This window comes from Ideonella dechloratans, assembly GCF_021049305.1.
Classification (GTDB): domain Bacteria; phylum Pseudomonadota; class Gammaproteobacteria; order Burkholderiales; family Burkholderiaceae_C; genus Ideonella; species Ideonella dechloratans.
Genome location: NZ_CP088081.1, coordinates 2513849 through 2529123 on the forward strand (window position 1 = coordinate 2513849; position 15275 = coordinate 2529123).

The following is a 15275-nucleotide window of genomic DNA, read 5'->3' on the forward strand; positions in this document are numbered from 1 at the left end:
GGATCAGGCCCTGGGCAAGGGCTGGGCGTCCAGCACGCCCCGCAGGGCGTTGCAGACGCGCCAGGCCAGCACACGGGGCAGCTCGTCGCGGTGCACCGAGCGCTCCCGCAAGCCCAAGCGGGGGTCAGCCAACAGTTGCGCGCGCATCACCCCGGGCAGCAGGCCATCGGACACCGGCGGGGTCACCCAGCCCTCGGGCAGGCGCAGCAGCACATTACTGCGGCCGCCTTCCAGCAGCCAGCCATCGTCGCTGAACAGCAGCGCATCGAAGGCGCCTTGCGCCTCGGCCTGCGCCACCAGCTGGTCGTAGAGGGCCCGTGCAGTGGTCTTGTGCCGGGCCAGTTGCTGGCCCCGCGGCACAGTGCGGTCGGCCCAGGCCAGGCGCACCGGCCCGGCAGGCAGTTCGGTCAGCGGCGCGTGCCGCAGCGCCAACCCACCCTGGGCGGACCAGTCCAGCCGGACCCGGTGCCGCCCCTGGCGCAAGGGGCCGGCCAAGGCCTCCTGCAACAGCCGCTCGGCTTCGGCTCGGTCCAGCGCGAAGCCCAGGGCCGCCACGCTGGCATCCAGTCGCTGCAGATGGGCCGGCCACAAGAGCACCCGGCCGGCCTCGGCCCGCATCGTCTCGAACAGGCCCAGGCCCGGGTCCAGCGCCGACAGGAAGCGGGCCTTGAGCAGACACTCCGCCCGTTCGGGGCGGGCCTGGCTGTCCAGCACGATGCCGGCGCCGACCCCCAGCGTGAGCGGCCGGGTGTCGGCCTGCGCCGGGCCCAGCGTCAGGGTGCGGATGGCCACCGACAGCGCGGCCCGTCCCAGGCCGTCCCCCGGCTCCACCCAGCCGATGGCCCCGCAGTACAGGCCGCGCGGCGCCGTCTCCAGGGCCTGGATCAGCTGCATCGTGCGGTGCTTGGGCGCACCGGTGATGGACCCGCAAGGGAAAGTGGCCCGCCACAGGGCCGGCCAATCCACCTCCGGGCGCAGGCGGGCCTCGATGGTCGAGGTCATCTGCCAGACGGTGCGGTAGCCCTCCACCTCGAACAGGGCCGGCACCCGCACCGAGCCCGTCTCGGCCAGCCGCCCCAGGTCGTTGCGCAGCAGGTCCACGATCATCAGGTTTTCGGCCCGGTTCTTCACGTCCTGTTGCAGGGACCGGGCCCGCTGCGCATCTTCGACCGGATCGGTGGTTCGCGCAGCCGTGCCCTTCATCGGCCGGGCCATCACCTGCCGGCCCTCGACCTTCAGGAAGAGCTCGGGCGAGCAGGACAGGACCCAGCGGTCCCCGGGCAGGGCCAGCAACGCGCCATAGGCCACCGGCTGGCGTTCGCGCAGGCGGCGGTACAGCTCCAGCGGCGAGCCGAAGGCCTGGCCGTTCAACCGGAAGGTGTGGTTGACTTGGTAGGTCTCGCCGCGCCGGATGGCCTCCTGGATGGCGTCGATGGCGGCGTCGTAGGCGTCATCGTCCACATCGGGCCGCAGGTCCAGCACGCCCGCGGGCGCAGGCGTGTCCGTGTCCGCCACGGCCGCCAGCCAGGCCGGCACCTGCGCGGCATCCAGCCGGTCGCAGCGGCGGAACATCAGCACCCGCAGCCGGCCCGCCTCAGCAGCTGGCTGGCGCGGGGCCAGGCCCTGCAGCGCCACGCCCCATTCATAGTCGGCCAGCACCACGGCCCACAGGCCGGCGCGCAGGTCGGCGTCCACGGCCTGCCAGCAGGCGGCCAGGTCCTCCGGCCCCCGGCTTTCATGGCGGGCGGCCAGCCCGGTCAGCAAGCGGCAGGCACCGGGCGCCGGGCCCAGGGCATCGTCCAGCAGCGCGAAGGCCTCGCCCGGCTGCGGGCATGGCCACGCCCCGCCCATCAGGCCACGGCCCCTTTGCGGCGGGCGCGCCAGGCACCGGCAATGGCCAGCACGCTGGGCACCAGGATCAGCGCCCAGATGATCTTCTCGAGGTTGCCCTTGACCCAGCCGATGTTGCCGAACCAGTAGCCGGCCATCAGCACACCCACCACCCACAGCGTGCCACCGGCCAGGTTGTAGGCCGTGAAGCGGGTGCGCGACATGGCCGCCACGCCGGCCACGAAGGGTGCGAAGGTGCGGATGAACGGCATGAAGCGGGCCAGCACGATGGTGATGCCGCCATAGCGTTCGTAGAAGGCATGCGCCTGGGCAAAGGCCGCCTTGTTGAAGAAGCGCGAGTTCTCCCACTGGAAGACGCGTGGCCCGAGTCGGCGCCCGATGCTGTAGTTCAGCTGGTCGCCCAGCACCGCGGCCAGCAGCAGCACGGCCAGGCTCAGCGGCAGGTTCATCAGACCGGCACCGGCCAGCGCCCCGACCACGAAGAGCAGCGAATCGCCGGGCAGCAGGGGCATCACCACCAGCCCCGTCTCGACGAAGACGATCAGAAACAGCAGGGCATAGACCCAGGGACCGTACTGGGCCACGAACTCGGCCAGGTAGCGGTCCACATGCAGGATGAAATCGATCAGAGTCGGCAGCAGGTCCATGGCGCGGCATTATCGGCGCCCGTCATGGCGCCTCTCTACAATCCGGGGATGAATTCCCCCGCGAACGGCCCGCTGGACGCCCCCCGCCGGCCCATCCGAGAACTGCCCGACGAACTGGTGAGCCAGATCGCCGCGGGCGAGGTGGTGGAGCGCCCGGCCTCGGTGGTGCGCGAGCTGGTGGACAACGCGCTGGACGCGGGCGCCGACCAGATCACCGTGCGGCTGGTGGCCGGGGGCATCCGGGCCATCGTGGTCGAGGACGACGGCTGCGGCATTCCGCCCGAGGAGCTGCCGCTGGCCCTCAAGCGCCACGCCACCAGCAAGATCGGCTCACTGGCCGAGCTCGAGGGCGTGACCACCATGGGCTTCCGGGGCGAGGCGCTGGCCGCCATCGCCTCGGTGTCGGAGACCGCCATCGTCAGTCGCCCGGTCGATGCCCCCCAGGCCCGCCGGCTGGACGCCCGCAGCGGCGAGTTGCAGCCGGCCGCCCGCGGCCAGGGCACCAGCATCGAGGTGCGAGAGCTGTTCTTCAGCACCCCGGCACGGCGCAAGTTCCTGAAATCCGAAGCCACCGAGCTGTCGCACGCGGTGGAGGCGGTGCGCCGCCACGCCCTGGCCCGGCCCGACGTGGGCTTTGCCATCTGGCACGAAGGCAAGCTGGTGGAGCAATGGCGCCGCGCCACCCACGAGCAGCGCATGGCCGACGTGCTGGGCGCCGACTTCGTGGACCAGAGCCGCCCGGTGGACTTCCAGGCCGGGCCGATGCGCATCCTGGGCCGGGCCGGCCTGCCGGAGGCCGCCCGCAACCGCAGTGACCACCAGTATGTCTACGTCAACGGCCGCTATGTGCGCGACAAGCTGATCCAGCATGCGCTGCGCAGCGCCTACGAGGACGTGCTGCACGGCCAGCGCCAGCCGGCCTACGTGCTGTTCATCGACATCGAGCCCACGCGGGTGGATGTGAACGTGCACCCCACCAAGATCGAGGTACGCTTCCGCGAGTCGGGCGAGGTCTACAGCACGGTGCGCCGGGCGGTGGAACGCACGCTGGCCCTGCCGGCCGGCGCGGCCCTGCCCGCGGCACCGCTGGCCACGCCCACGTCGGCCAGCCTGGATGCGTCCGCCGCGCTGCCCCAGCCCGGCTGGGCGCCCACTTCTGCGCGGGCCGAGGCGCCGGCCACACCGGCGGGCCTGCCCTTCGGTGCCCAGCAACAGCGGCTGAGCCTGGCCGACCTCTCGCTGCTCTACGCCCGCGAGGAGCCGCGCACGCCCTGGGCCGCACCCGCCCCGGCGGTGGCCGGCCTGTCCCCGGCTCCCTCCGCCCCCCTGGCGCCGCCGGACCGCGGCGACCCGCCCATGGACCGCGCCGCCGTGCTCAACGGCGACTGGCCGCTGGGCCGGGCCCTGGCCCAGCTGTCCGGCGTCTACGTGCTGGCCGAGAACGCCCACGGCCTGGTGGTGGTGGACATGCACGCCGCCCACGAGCGCATCGTCTACGAGCGGCTGAAGGCCGAGGCCCGCGCCACCGGCATCGCCGCCCAGCCGCTGCTCATCCCGGCCAGCTTCGCGGCCACCGGGCTGGAGATCGCCACCGCCGAAGCCCGCCAGGCCGATCTGCACGCCCTGGGCCTGGACCTGAGCCCCCTGGGGCCGACGACGCTGGCCGTGCGCTCGCGCCCGGCGGCCCTGGCCGACGCAGACCCGGTGGACCTGGCGCGTTCGGTACTGCACGAACTGGCCGAACTGGCCGAGGCCGACGCCGGCCACCTGATCGAGCGGGCCCGCGACGAGCTGCTGGCCACCATGGCCTGCCACGGCGCGGTGCGGGCCAACCGCCGCCTGACCCTGGAAGAGATGAACGCCCTGCTGCGGCAGATGGAAGCCACCGAGCGTTCCGAACAATGCAACCACGGTCGCCCGACCTGGCGGCAGCTGACGATGAAGGAACTGGACGCCCTGTTCCTGCGCGGCCGCTGACACGCCCTCTGCCGACCTGAAAGACCCCCATGCGCTCCGACCGCAACATCCAACGCCCTCCTCGCCGCGCCACAGCGGCACGCGACTCCGCCGCCGCGCCGGCCGCAGCCCCTGCCCCGACCCACGCCGGTGTGAAGGTCAGCTACGCCGAGCCACAACGCCCCGCGCATCGGGACACCAGGGACACCCGGGACGCCCGTCCCAGCCGCGATGCAAGGGACTTCCGGGAGTCCCGCGGCGACGCACGCGGACGCAGCGAGCACCCTCCCCGTCAGGAGCGCGGCGAGCGGACCGAACGCACGGCCAGCCGGCCGGCCCAACCCTGGGGCGACCCGGCATCGGCGGAGCGTGGGGATCGCCGGCCGGCGCCATCCGCGGACAGGCGCCCTGCCCGCCCACCCCGACCCGAGCGCAGCGCACCGTCCGCTGCCATGGAGCGCCCGCGACGCGAAGCCCCCGAGGCACCGCGCCCTCACCCCCCGGCCCCCGCCCGCGTGGCGCCCGCTGATGCTGGCATTCGCCTGTCCAAGGTGATGACCGAGCGCGGCCTGGCCTCGCGCCGGGAAGCCGATGAATGGATCGACGCCGGCTGGGTCAAGGTCAACGGACAGATGGCCACGCTGGGCCAGCGTGTCACCCCCGACGTGGTCATCGAGGTGGATCCGGCCGCACGCCAGCAGCAGGCCCGCCGGGTGACCGTGCTGCTGCACAAGCCGATCGGCTATGTGTCCGGTCAGGCCGAGGACGGCTACGAGCCCGCCAGCGTGCTGGTCACCCCGGGCAACCGCTGGGCCGAGGACCCTTCCCGCAAGGAATTCCACCCCGGCCACGCCCGCGGCCTGGCCCCGGCCGGCCGGCTGGACATCGACTCCACCGGCCTGCTGGTGCTGACCCAGGACGGTCGCATCGCCAAGCACCTGATCGGCGACGACTCCGAGGTGGAGAAGGAATACCTGGTGCGGGTGCAGTACACCCGCCCGGGCCAGCTGCCCGAAGAGGACCTGAAGCGCCTGAACCACGGGCTGGAACTGGACGGCGTCAAGCTGCGTCCCGCCAAGGTCAGCTGGGCCAACGAGGACCAACTGCGCTTCGTGCTGCGCGAAGGTCGCAAGCGCCAGATCCGCCGCATGTGCGAGTTGGTGGGCCTGAAGGTGGTGGGGCTCAAGCGGGTGCGCATCGGCAGCGTGGTGTTGGGCAAGCTGCCCCCGGGGCAGTGGCGTTACCTGCGCGACGATGAGCGATTCTGAATCCGGCGGCCTGCGCTGGGTGGGCCTGGCCGGCCCGACGGCCTCGGGCAAGACGGCCGCCGCCCTGGCCCTGGCCGAGCGCTGGCCGGTGGAGATCGTCAGCGTCGATTCGGCCCTGGTGTACCGGGGCATGGACATCGGCACGGCCAAACCCAGCCTGGCCGAGCGGGCCCAGGTGCCGCACCACCTGATCGACATCCTCGACCCGGCCCAGCGCTACTCGGCCGCCCAGTTCGTGGCGGACGCCAATCGCCTGATCGGGGAGATCCATGCCCGGGGCCGACTGCCCCTGCTGGTGGGCGGCACCATGCTGTACTTCAAGGCCCTGATCGACGGCCTGGACGCCCTGCCTCAGGCCGATCCCGCCGTGCGGGCGGCGCTGGACGCGGAAGCCGCGGAAAGGGGCTGGCCGGCCCTGCATGCCGAACTCGCCCAGGTGGACCCAGCCACCGCCGCCCGGCTGGCTCCGCAGGATGCCCAGCGCATCCAGCGTGCGCTCGAGGTCTGGCGGGTGACGGGCCAACCGCTGTCGAGCTTCCACACCCGGGACGGCGCCACGGCCGACACGCCCTCGGACCATCTGCTGCTCTCGCTGGAGCCCCGGGACCGCGCCTGGCTTCATGCCCGCATCGCCGAGCGCTTTGCCCAGATGCTGGAGGCCGGCCTGGTGGATGAGGTCCGGGCCCTGCGCCAGCGTCCGGACCTGCACCTGCAGCTGCCCTCAATCCGCTGCGTCGGCTACCGCCAGGTCTGGGAAGCCCTGGACGCCGGACTGGAGGGTTCCCGTCTGCACGCCAGGCTGATGGAGACCGGCGTGGCCGCGACGCGGCAACTGGCCAAGCGCCAGATCACCTGGCTGCGGAGCATGCAACGCACGGCCGTTGCGGCGGATCAGCCCCATGCCAGCGAGGAAGTGACAAAGTGTTTGGCTGATCGCCTCGGCAGCCCGCGCCACACTTAATCTAAGTCAAGTTGTGCAACAGGCTGCGTCCCTAGGATGCGCCATGCCTGTCACCCTCTTCAATCAGAACGGCCACGAGTGCCTGATGTTCACCGATTTGGCCGACGAGCACGCCGGCGAGGCGGTGCAGTCGAACCAGTTCCTGATCATCGACGACGGGACGGGCGCCATCATCGATCCGGGCGGCAACCTCGCCTACAGCGAGCTCTACCTGACGATGACCCGGCACTTCACGCCGCAGAAGCTGGAGGCCATCATCGCCTCGCACGCGGACCCGGACATCATCGCCTCGCTGGACCGGTGGACCACCTCGGCCACCCAGGCCAAGATCTACGTGTCCAAGATCTGGGAACGCTTCATTCCCCACTTCTGCAAGCCCGGCAAGACGGCGGGCCGCGTGGTGGGCATCCCCGACCCGGGCATGCGCATCAAGATCGGCCGCCACGACCTGATCGCCCTGCCGGCGCACTTCATGCATGCCGAGGGCAATTTCCAGTTCTACGATCCGGTGAGCAAGATCCTGTTCTCCGGCGACCTGGGCGTGTCCCTGGTGGGTGGAGAGGTCGCCAAGAAGCCCGTGACCTCGCTGGCCACCTTGCTGCCGGCCATGGAAGGCTTCCACCGCCGCTACATGGTGTCCAACAAGGTGCTGCGCCTGTGGGCCGACATGGTCAGCACGCTGGACATCTCGATGATCGTGCCCCAGCATGGCGCGCCCATGGCGGGCCCGGCCATCCAGGAATTCATCGCCTGGGTGCGGGACCTGAGTTGCGGCATCGATCTGGTCAGTTCGGCCAACTACCGCGTGCCGAACTGATCTGCCCAAGCACACCGGACAGGACGGTCCGGCCGAACGTGACGACGGCGCCCTCGGGCGCCGTCTTCGCTCATCGACCTGGTGATCAGCCCGGTGCCACCGACCGGGACGGATCGCTCTGCCGCGGCTGGATGGGGGCGGCACGCACGCAATTGCGCCCGGCGTCCTTGGCGGCACGCAGCGCTGTCTCGGCTTCCTGGATCAGCCCTTCCAGCGCCATCTGGCCTGCGTGCACATGGGCCACGCCCACGCTGACCGTGACCACCAGATGCGCCTTGTCCCAGCGGAAGGGGGTGGACGCCACCTGCTGGCGGATGCGCTCGGCGGCATCCAGCGCCCCCAGCGGGTCGGTGTGCGGCAGGAACACGGCCAGCACGGCGCCGCCGAAGCGGGCCAGCACATCGGACTGGCGCAGCGTGGCGCTCACCCGGCGGGTGACCTCCAGCAGCACCGCGTCGCCGCAGCGCTGCCCCATGGTGTCGTTGATGCGGCGCAGGTAGTCGGCGTCGATCAGCAGCATGGCGCCGTCGTCACCGTAGCGGCGGCAGCGGGCCCAGTCGCGCTCGGCCAAGCGCAGGAACTGGCGACGGTTGCCCACACCGGCCAACTCGTCGTCCACGCAGAGCAACTCCCGTTGCTCGCCCGACTGGGCCAGGGCACGCGCCAGGTTCAGGGCCACATGCCCGGTCAACAGCGCCGGCACGGCGGCCACCAGCCCGCCCAGCAAGGCACTGCCCCAGGAGGCATGGTCCAGGCTCAGGAGCACGGCGGCGACCACCACCCCCACCACGAGGGCAATGCCCACCTGAAACACCTGGGCGGACCGCCAACCCAGGCGGTCCAGGGTCAGCGACAGTTGGTGGGGCCATTGCCCCTGACGATCACTCATGCCCATCGTTGCCTTGTCGATGCTGTAGCCACATTCGACCACATTTCGGCGCCACCGTGCCCGGGCTTGAGGGCCGCGCCGACCCGGCGCCGTGAACTTTCGCCCATCCCCCGGGGGCACCGCGGGCCCGGAGGCTCAATGGGCGCCGCCGGCCTCCGCTGCGCCCGCCGCATGGGGCGCGGGTCGCCGGGTGATCCAGATGGCGGCGATCAGCACCACGAAGAGCACCGAGGACACCAGAAAGACATCGTCGGCGGCTCGGGTAAAGGCCTGCTGGTCGATCAGCCGGTTGATCACCCCCCAGGCCTGCCCGGACTGCAGCCCGCCCTGCGTCAGCCCGCTGGCCGCGGCATTGAGCGCCGGCGAGCCCACGGGCAGGTGTTCGGTCAGTTGGGCATGGTGCAGGGTGGCCCGGTTCTCCCACACGGTGGTGGCGATCGAGGTGCCCATGGCGCCGGCGGTGATCCGCACGAAGTTGGACAGACCCGCGGCCGCCGCGATGCGCTCCGGCTTCAGCCCGGCCAGCGTGATGGTCGTCAGCGGGATGAAGAAGAAGGCCATCGCCCCGCCCTGCAGCACCGTGGGCACCAGGATATGGAAGAAGTCGGTGTCGGTGGTGAAGGTCGAACGCATCCACAGCACCACGGAGAACACGATGAAGGCACCGGTGGCCATGATCCGCGGATCCCACTCGCTGACCTTGCGGCCGACGATGGGGGTGAGCAGGATGGCCAGCACGCCCACCGGAGCCAGCGCCATGCCGGCGTCGGTGGCGGTGTAGCCCATCCATTGCTGCAGCCACAGCGGCATCAGCACCACGTTGCCGAAGAACAGGCCATAGGCCATCGACAGGGACAGCGTGCCGAAGGCGAAGTTGCGGCCGGCAAAGAGCTTGAGGTCCACCACCGGGTGGTCGTCGGTCAGCTCCCACACCACGAACACCGCGAACGCCACCACCGCCACGATGGCCAGGGTGACGATGGTGCCCGAGGCGAACCAGTCCAGCTCCTTGCCCTTGTCCAGCATCAGCTGCAGCGAGCCGACCCACACCACCAGCAGGGCCAGGCCCACGGTGTCGATCGGCAGCTTGCGGGTGTGCGTCTCGCGGTGGCGGTAGATGCCCCAGGTCAGCGCCGCGGAGAGCAGCCCCACCGGCACGTTGATGTAGAAGATCCAGGGCCAGGAGATGTTGTCGGTGATCCAGCCCCCCAGCAGGGGCCCCACCACCGGCGCCACCAGCGTGGTCATGCCCCACAAGGCCAGGGCCATGCCGGCCTTGGCCCGCGGGTAGCTCGCCAGCAGCAGGGTCTGCGACAACGGGATCATCGGCCCGGCCACCAGGCCCTGCAGCACCCGGAAGCCCACCAGCATCTCCAGCGACATGGCGAAGCCGCACAGCCAGCTGCTGATGACGAAGAGCAGCACGCTCCAGGTGAAGAGCTTGACGGCGCCGAAGCGCTGGGTCAGCCAGCCGGTCAACGGCACCGAGATGGCATTGGCCACGCCGAAGCTGGTGATCACCCAGGTGCCCTGGTTGGGGCTGACCCCCAGGTCACCGGCGATGGCGGGAATGGACACGTTCGCGATGGACGAGTCCAGCACGTTCATGAAGGTGGCCAGCGACAGCGACACCGTGCCCAGCAGCAGGGGCATGCCATGCAGCGGTGTCGGTTCGTTGGGGGCCGAAGAGGCCTGACTCATGGAAGTCCGTCTCCAGGAATGGAAGGGGCGCTCAATGGGCGGCTTGGGAGGCCGGCGCGGCCGCACGGGCCGGCGCGCGGCCCAGGTTGGCGGCGATCAGTCGCTTGACCAGCGCGTCTGCGTCCCGGTCCTGGGCGTTGTAGACGTCGGTGGCGGACGCCGGTTGGGTGGGGGGCTGGTCCGACAGCAGCTTGCCGGACTGGTCCGCGGTGTCGACCGTCACGTTCATCGACAGGCCCACGCGCAGCGGGTGCTCGGCCAGCTCCTTGGCGTCCAGCGAGATGCGCACCGGCACGCGCTGGACCACCTTGATCCAGTTGCCCGTGGCGTTCTGGGCCGGCAGCAGCGCGAAGGCCGCACCGGTGCCCGCCCCCAGGCCGACCACCTTGCCGTGGTAGACGACCTTGGTGCCGTAGACATCGGCCTCCAGCTCGGCCGGCTGGCCGATGCGCAGACCCTGGAGCTGGCTTTCCTTGAAGTTGGCATCCACCCACAGGTCCTTGAGCGACACCACCGTCATGACCGGCGTGCCGGCCTGCAACCGCTGGCCCAGCTGCACATTGCGCTTGGCCACCTGGCCATCGGCCGGGGCCAGCAGCGTGACGCGCTGCAGGGCCAGATAGGCCTCGCGCACCTTGGCCGCGGCGCGCTGCACGGCCGGATGGTCCGCCACGCTGGTGCCATCGACCATGGCCTGGCTGGCGGCCAGCTGCTCGCGCGCGGCCTGCACGGCCGATTCGGCCGCCGACTCGGCATTGCGCGCGGCCACCAGTTGCACGCTGGCGTGCTGGAACTCTTCCTTGCCCACGGCACCGGTGCTGACCAGGGCGCTGCGGCGGGCCACGTCGTCCTTGGCCCGGCTCAGTTCGGCCTGGGCCCGGGACAGGTCCGCCTCGCGCAGCGCCAGCTGGGCCTGCAGGGCGGCGGTGCTGGCATAGAGCCCGCGGGTCTCGCGCACCGTCTGGGCCAGCTGGGCCTCGGCCTGGTCCAGCGCCACGCGGGCATCGGCCGGATCGAGCTTGACCAGGGGCTGGCCGGCCTTCACGAAGTCGGTCTCATTGGCCTGCACGGCCACCACGGTGCCGCCCACCAGCGGCGTGATCTGCACCACGTTGCCGGAGACATAGGCGTTGTCGGTGTCTTGCAGGTGGCGTCCGACCATCCAGTGCCAGATGCCCCAGCCGGCGCCGGCCACCACCACGGCAGCGGCAATCACGGTCAGGCCGCGGCGACGGGCGGCGGCGTTGTTCGTCGTTGAGTCGTTCATGTCAGGAACTCTTGAAGTTGTGCGAGCCAGGCTCGTTCAGATGCGATGCGGTCGTTCAGGACCTGCCGAGGATTCAGGGGGTGGGCGCGGTGGCCACGGCGGCCGTGGCCGCCGGCTCGGACTGCCAGCCACCGCCCAGCGCGGTGGCCAGGTCCACCGCCGCCGTGGCCCGGCGGGCCTGCAGGTCCACCGCCGCGCGCTGCTGGGCCAGCCACTGGCTCTCTGCATTGAGCACGCCCAGGTAATTGGTCAGGCCGGCGCGGTAGCGGTCGCGGGCGATCTGCCAGGCCTTCTCGGCGCTGGCCAGGGCCGCCGCCTGCTCCGTCTGCTGGCGTTCGAGCGACTGCACCGAGCCCAGGGCGTCGGCCGCTTCGCGCACGGCGGTGAGCACGGTCGCGTTGTACTGGGCCACCACCGCGTCGCGCTCGGCCTCGCGTCCGCTCAGCTGGGCCGTCAGGCGCCCGCCTTCGAACAGCGGCAGGTGCAGGGCCGGGCCGAAGCTCCATTCGCGGCTGCCGGCCTCGAACAGATTGTTCAGGCCGAGAGAGGACAGCCCCACCAGGCCGCTGAGCTCGATGTCGGGATAGAACTCGGCGCGCGCGCTGCGGATGTTGGCCCCCGCAGCCTCGACCCGCCAGCGCGCGGCCGCGATGTCGGGACGGCGCCCCAGCAGGTCGGCCCCCAGACGGTGTCCGCCTGCGCTCAGCCCCGCGCCGGGCAGGGCTGGGCTCAGCCCGTCCAGCGCGTTGACAGACTGAGCGGTGAGCGCCGCCAGCGCGTGGCGGGCCAGCATGATCTGCTCGTTGATCGCCTCGATCTGGTTGCGCGCATCGGGCAGCGCGCCCTCGCTCTGGGTCAGCTCCAGGGCGGTGTCCAGACCGGCGGTCACCCGTTGCCGCGTCAGGCCCAGCATCTCCTCGCGCTGGGCCAGGGTGCGCTCGGCCACCTTCTTCTGGGCAACCAGCCGGCCCAGCTGCAGATACACCCGGCTGACCTGGCCGGCCAGCGTCAGGCGGGCCGCGGCGGCGTCGGCCTCGGCCGCATGGGCCTGGTCGAGCTGGGCCGTCCACTGGGCATCGAGCCGGCCGAAGAAGTCGGGCGACCAGCTCAGCGCGGCATCCAGGGCACCGCTGTTGTAGACACCACCGCCGTAGGGCGGGGGGTAGATGCTGTTCTCGGTGAAGCGTTGCCGCGTGACGTTGACCCCGAGGTTGGCCTGCGGCGAGGTGGCCGAATGGACCATGTCGGCCATGGCCCGGGCCTGGGCCGCGCGGGCCTGGGCCTGCGCCAGGGTCGGATGGGCCGCCAGCGCCTGGCCGATCAGCCGGGACAGTTCGGCATCGTCGAAGGACTGCCACCAGTCGCCGGCCAGGGGCACGGCGTCAGGCTGCGCGGCCAGACCGGCACGCTCGGCGCCGAAGAGGGGCGCGCCCGCCTGCTCGGGGCCCGGCAAGGCACAGCCGGCCAGGATGGCCAGCAGGGCCGCAGCCGCCACGCGGCCGGAACGCGCAGCGCCATGACGGCGCCGGGAAGTGACGAAGGAAGGTGACCTGTTCATGGTGATGTCAGGAAGCGCCACCCTGCCCTTGGGCAGCAGCGGCAGACTGGGAGAGACGGAGGGCTTCGCCGTTGGCCAGGATGCGCTCCAGCAGGCTGCGCAGCAGCATCCATTCGTCGTGGGTGAAACCGCTGAGATGCCGGTTGAGCACCCGGCAGAGCACCTCGGGCACCTGGCTGGCGATCGCCTGGCCCTCGGGCGTGAGCGCCACATGCACGACCCGGCGATCGGAGGTCGATCGCTCGCGACGCAGCAGGCCCTTGCCCTCCAGACGGTCCAGCAGACGGGTGGTCGCCCCCGGATCCAGCTGCAGATCGCGGGCCAGGCCCGCCACCGTGGACTGCCCACAGTTGTAGAGCTTGAACAGCGGCATCCACTGGGCGTGGGTGACGTCCCAGGCGGCCAGTTCCTGGTCGGCATCGGCCAGGATGCTGGCCAGCACCCGACGCATCATGTAACCAACACTGATCTCCGGCCGGAACTCCGAGGCCTGGTAGAAGTCAGCAGGAATGGGAGGCGAATTCATGAGACAGATGATATTTGCCCAAGCAATGAATGACAGGGCAACCAAAAATGACCCCGAGAGGACATGGGGTCATTGCCGGGACATCCCTGCGGCTTGGCACCATGGTTCCGACCGGGGTGACTCCTGTCTGTCCAACCGTCGCTGAAAAGGAGAAGACACATGAACACGATGACCCAGGATCTGTCCCGTTCCCAGCGCCTGCTGCGGGGCACCGGACTGGCACTTGCCGTGGCGCTGGCCTTCAGTGGCTGCGCGGAAATGGGCCCGCGCGAGAAAGGCACGGCCACGGGGGCCGCGATCGGCGCGATCGGCGGCGCCGTGATCAGTTCGGCCACCGGCGGCAAGGCGGGCACCGGCGCCCTCATCGGTGGCGCCGTGGGAGCCGTGGCGGGCAACATCTGGTCCAAGCGCATGGAAGACAAGCGCAAGCAGATGGAAGCCGCCACCCAGGGCACCGGCGTGGAGGTGACCCGCACGGCGGACAACCGCCTGCAGGTCAACGTACCCAGCGACATCAGCTTCGATGTCGGCCGCTCGGCCCTGCGGCCGGCGCTGCACCCGGTGCTCGACAAGTTCGCCTCGGGCCTGGACGGCAGCATGAAGGTGATGATCGTCGGCCACACCGACAGCACGGGCAGCGATGCCATCAACGACCCGCTGTCGGTGGACCGGGCGGCCAGTGTGCGGGACTATCTGGTGATGCGCGGGGTCTCGCCCACCCGGATCTCCATCGAAGGCAAGGGCTCGCACCAGCCCATCGCCGACAACAGCACCGCCGAAGGTCGGGCGCGCAACCGCCGCGTCGAGATCTTCCTGAGCGAGGCGCAGCCCAAGGGCTGAACCCGGGCCGCGGCGACGGGCCCGCGCCCAGCCAGCGGATCGGCGGGCCCGCGCCTAAAATCCGGCGTTTCTGCGGTCCCCGGCGCACCGTGCGCCGGGCTTGCCGTTCACTGCCCTGCCGCCGTCGATCCGCCATGAGTTCCGTCCCCCCCACCAGCGCACCGCGCCCCGTCCGCCACCAGTACGAGGACTTCATGCGCCATGTCTTCGAGCATGGCGTGGCCAAGGGCGACCGCACCGGCACCGGCACGCGCAGCGTGTTCGGCCACCAGATGCGCTTCGACCTGAACGAAGGCTTTCCGCTGGTGACCACAAAGAAGGTCTACCTGCGGGCCATCATCGTCGAGCTGCTGTGGTTCCTGCGCGGCGACAGCAACGTGAAGTGGCTGCAGGAGCGCGGCTGCACCATCTGGGACGAATGGGCCCGCGACGACGGCGACCTGGGCCCGGTGTACGGCGTGCAATGGCGCAACTGGCCGGCCCCGGATGGCCGCCACATCGACCAGATCAGCGAGGTGGTGCGCACACTGCGCGGCAACCCCGATTCGCGCCGCATCATCGTCAGCGCCTGGAACGTGGCCGACCTGGACCGCATGGCCCTGATGCCCTGCCACGCCTTCTTCCAGTTCTACGTCTCCTCCGAACTGGGCCCCAACGGCCGGCGCAAGCTCAGCTGCCAGCTCTACCAGCGTAGCGCCGACATCTTCCTGGGCGTGCCCTTCAACATCGCCAGCTACGCCCTGCTCACCCACATGCTGGCCCAGCAGTGCGACCTGGACGTGGGGGACTTCATCTGGACCGGCGGTGACTGCCACATCTACGACAACCATGTGGAGCAGGTGCAGACCCAGCTGGCGCGCGAGCCCCTGCCCTACCCGGTGCTGAACATCAAGCGGCGCCCGGCCTCGATCTTCGACTACGAGCCCGAGGACTTCGAGGTGCTGGACTACCAGCACCACGCCCCGATCAAGGCCCCGGTGGCCGTCTGAGGGAC

13 protein-coding genes are annotated in these 15275 nt (G+C 70.9%); 6 read left to right on the forward strand and 7 right to left on the reverse strand.

The genetic code is table 11. The annotated features are described in order from the left end of the window. Positions 1-3: 3 nt before the first annotated feature. Together pabB and LRM40_RS11730 are read right to left on the reverse strand one after the other, a co-directional pair. Positions 4-1851, reverse strand: coding sequence for an aminodeoxychorismate synthase component I (pabB, locus tag LRM40_RS11725; protein WP_151123402.1), 1848 nt, complete (start codon positions 1849-1851; stop codon positions 4-6). Further along, positions 1851-2498 (reverse strand): DedA family protein, encoded by a 648-nt coding sequence (locus LRM40_RS11730; protein WP_151123401.1) that lies wholly within the window; start codon positions 2496-2498, stop codon positions 1851-1853. The genes pabB and LRM40_RS11730 overlap by 1 nt, the downstream gene beginning before the upstream one ends. A 48-nt stretch (positions 2499-2546) precedes the next feature. Between LRM40_RS11730 and mutL the strand changes: the two genes are divergently transcribed. The 4 genes from mutL (at position 2547) to LRM40_RS11750 (ending at position 7500) form a co-directional block, all read left to right on the forward strand. Beyond that, complete coding sequence (mutL, locus tag LRM40_RS11735) at positions 2547-4475, forward strand: DNA mismatch repair endonuclease MutL (protein ID WP_151123400.1); 1929 nt, start codon at positions 2547-2549, stop codon at positions 4473-4475. Between the two features lie 494 nt (positions 4476-4969). Then, a complete protein-coding gene (locus LRM40_RS11740) occupies positions 4970-5722 on the forward strand; it encodes a pseudouridine synthase (protein ID WP_375142999.1) in 753 nt (250 codons plus the stop codon). Further along, complete coding sequence (gene miaA, locus LRM40_RS11745) at positions 5709-6683, forward strand: tRNA (adenosine(37)-N6)-dimethylallyltransferase MiaA (protein WP_151123398.1); 975 nt, start codon at positions 5709-5711, stop codon at positions 6681-6683. Before LRM40_RS11740 ends, miaA begins: the two co-directional genes overlap by 14 nt. Positions 6684-6726: 43 nt before the next feature. Then, positions 6727-7500 carry an oxygen-binding di-iron domain-containing protein gene (locus LRM40_RS11750; RefSeq protein WP_151123397.1) on the forward strand — a complete coding sequence of 258 codons (774 nt, stop codon included), beginning with the start codon at positions 6727-6729 and terminating at the stop codon, positions 7498-7500. An 85-nt stretch (positions 7501-7585) separates the two neighbouring features. Here LRM40_RS11750 and LRM40_RS11755 read toward each other — a convergent pair whose 3' ends face one another. The 5 genes from LRM40_RS11755 to LRM40_RS11775 form a co-directional block, all read right to left on the reverse strand. Further along, entirely contained in the window at positions 7586-8389 is an 804-nt protein-coding gene (locus tag LRM40_RS11755) for a GGDEF domain-containing protein (RefSeq protein WP_170288819.1), read from the reverse strand. A gap of 135 nt (positions 8390-8524) precedes the next feature. Beyond that, entirely contained in the window at positions 8525-10090 is a 1566-nt protein-coding gene (locus tag LRM40_RS11760; RefSeq protein WP_151123395.1) for a DHA2 family efflux MFS transporter permease subunit, read from the reverse strand. Between the two features lie 31 nt (positions 10091-10121). Next, positions 10122-11357 (reverse strand): HlyD family secretion protein, encoded by a 1236-nt coding sequence (locus LRM40_RS11765; RefSeq protein ID WP_151123394.1) that lies wholly within the window; start codon positions 11355-11357, stop codon positions 10122-10124. Positions 11358-11430: 73 nt separating this feature from the next. Further along, positions 11431-12915 carry an efflux transporter outer membrane subunit gene (locus tag LRM40_RS11770; RefSeq protein WP_151123393.1) on the reverse strand — a complete coding sequence of 495 codons (1485 nt, stop codon included), beginning with the start codon at positions 12913-12915 and terminating at the stop codon, positions 11431-11433. A 7-nt stretch (positions 12916-12922) separates the two neighbouring features. After that, complete coding sequence (locus tag LRM40_RS11775) at positions 12923-13441, reverse strand: MarR family winged helix-turn-helix transcriptional regulator (protein ID WP_151123392.1); 519 nt, start codon at positions 13439-13441, stop codon at positions 12923-12925. Between the two features lie 159 nt (positions 13442-13600). On the opposite strand from LRM40_RS11775, the gene LRM40_RS11780 reads away from it, so the two are divergent. After that, positions 13601-14281 carry a YiaD family glycine zipper/OmpA-like lipoprotein gene (locus LRM40_RS11780; RefSeq protein WP_445666894.1) on the forward strand — a complete coding sequence of 227 codons (681 nt, stop codon included), beginning with the start codon at positions 13601-13603 and terminating at the stop codon, positions 14279-14281. A 134-nt stretch (positions 14282-14415) separates the two neighbouring features. Then, positions 14416-15270, forward strand: a complete 855-nt coding sequence (locus tag LRM40_RS11785; RefSeq protein WP_151123391.1) for a thymidylate synthase — start codon at positions 14416-14418, stop codon at positions 15268-15270. Positions 15271-15275: the final 5 nt, after the last annotated feature.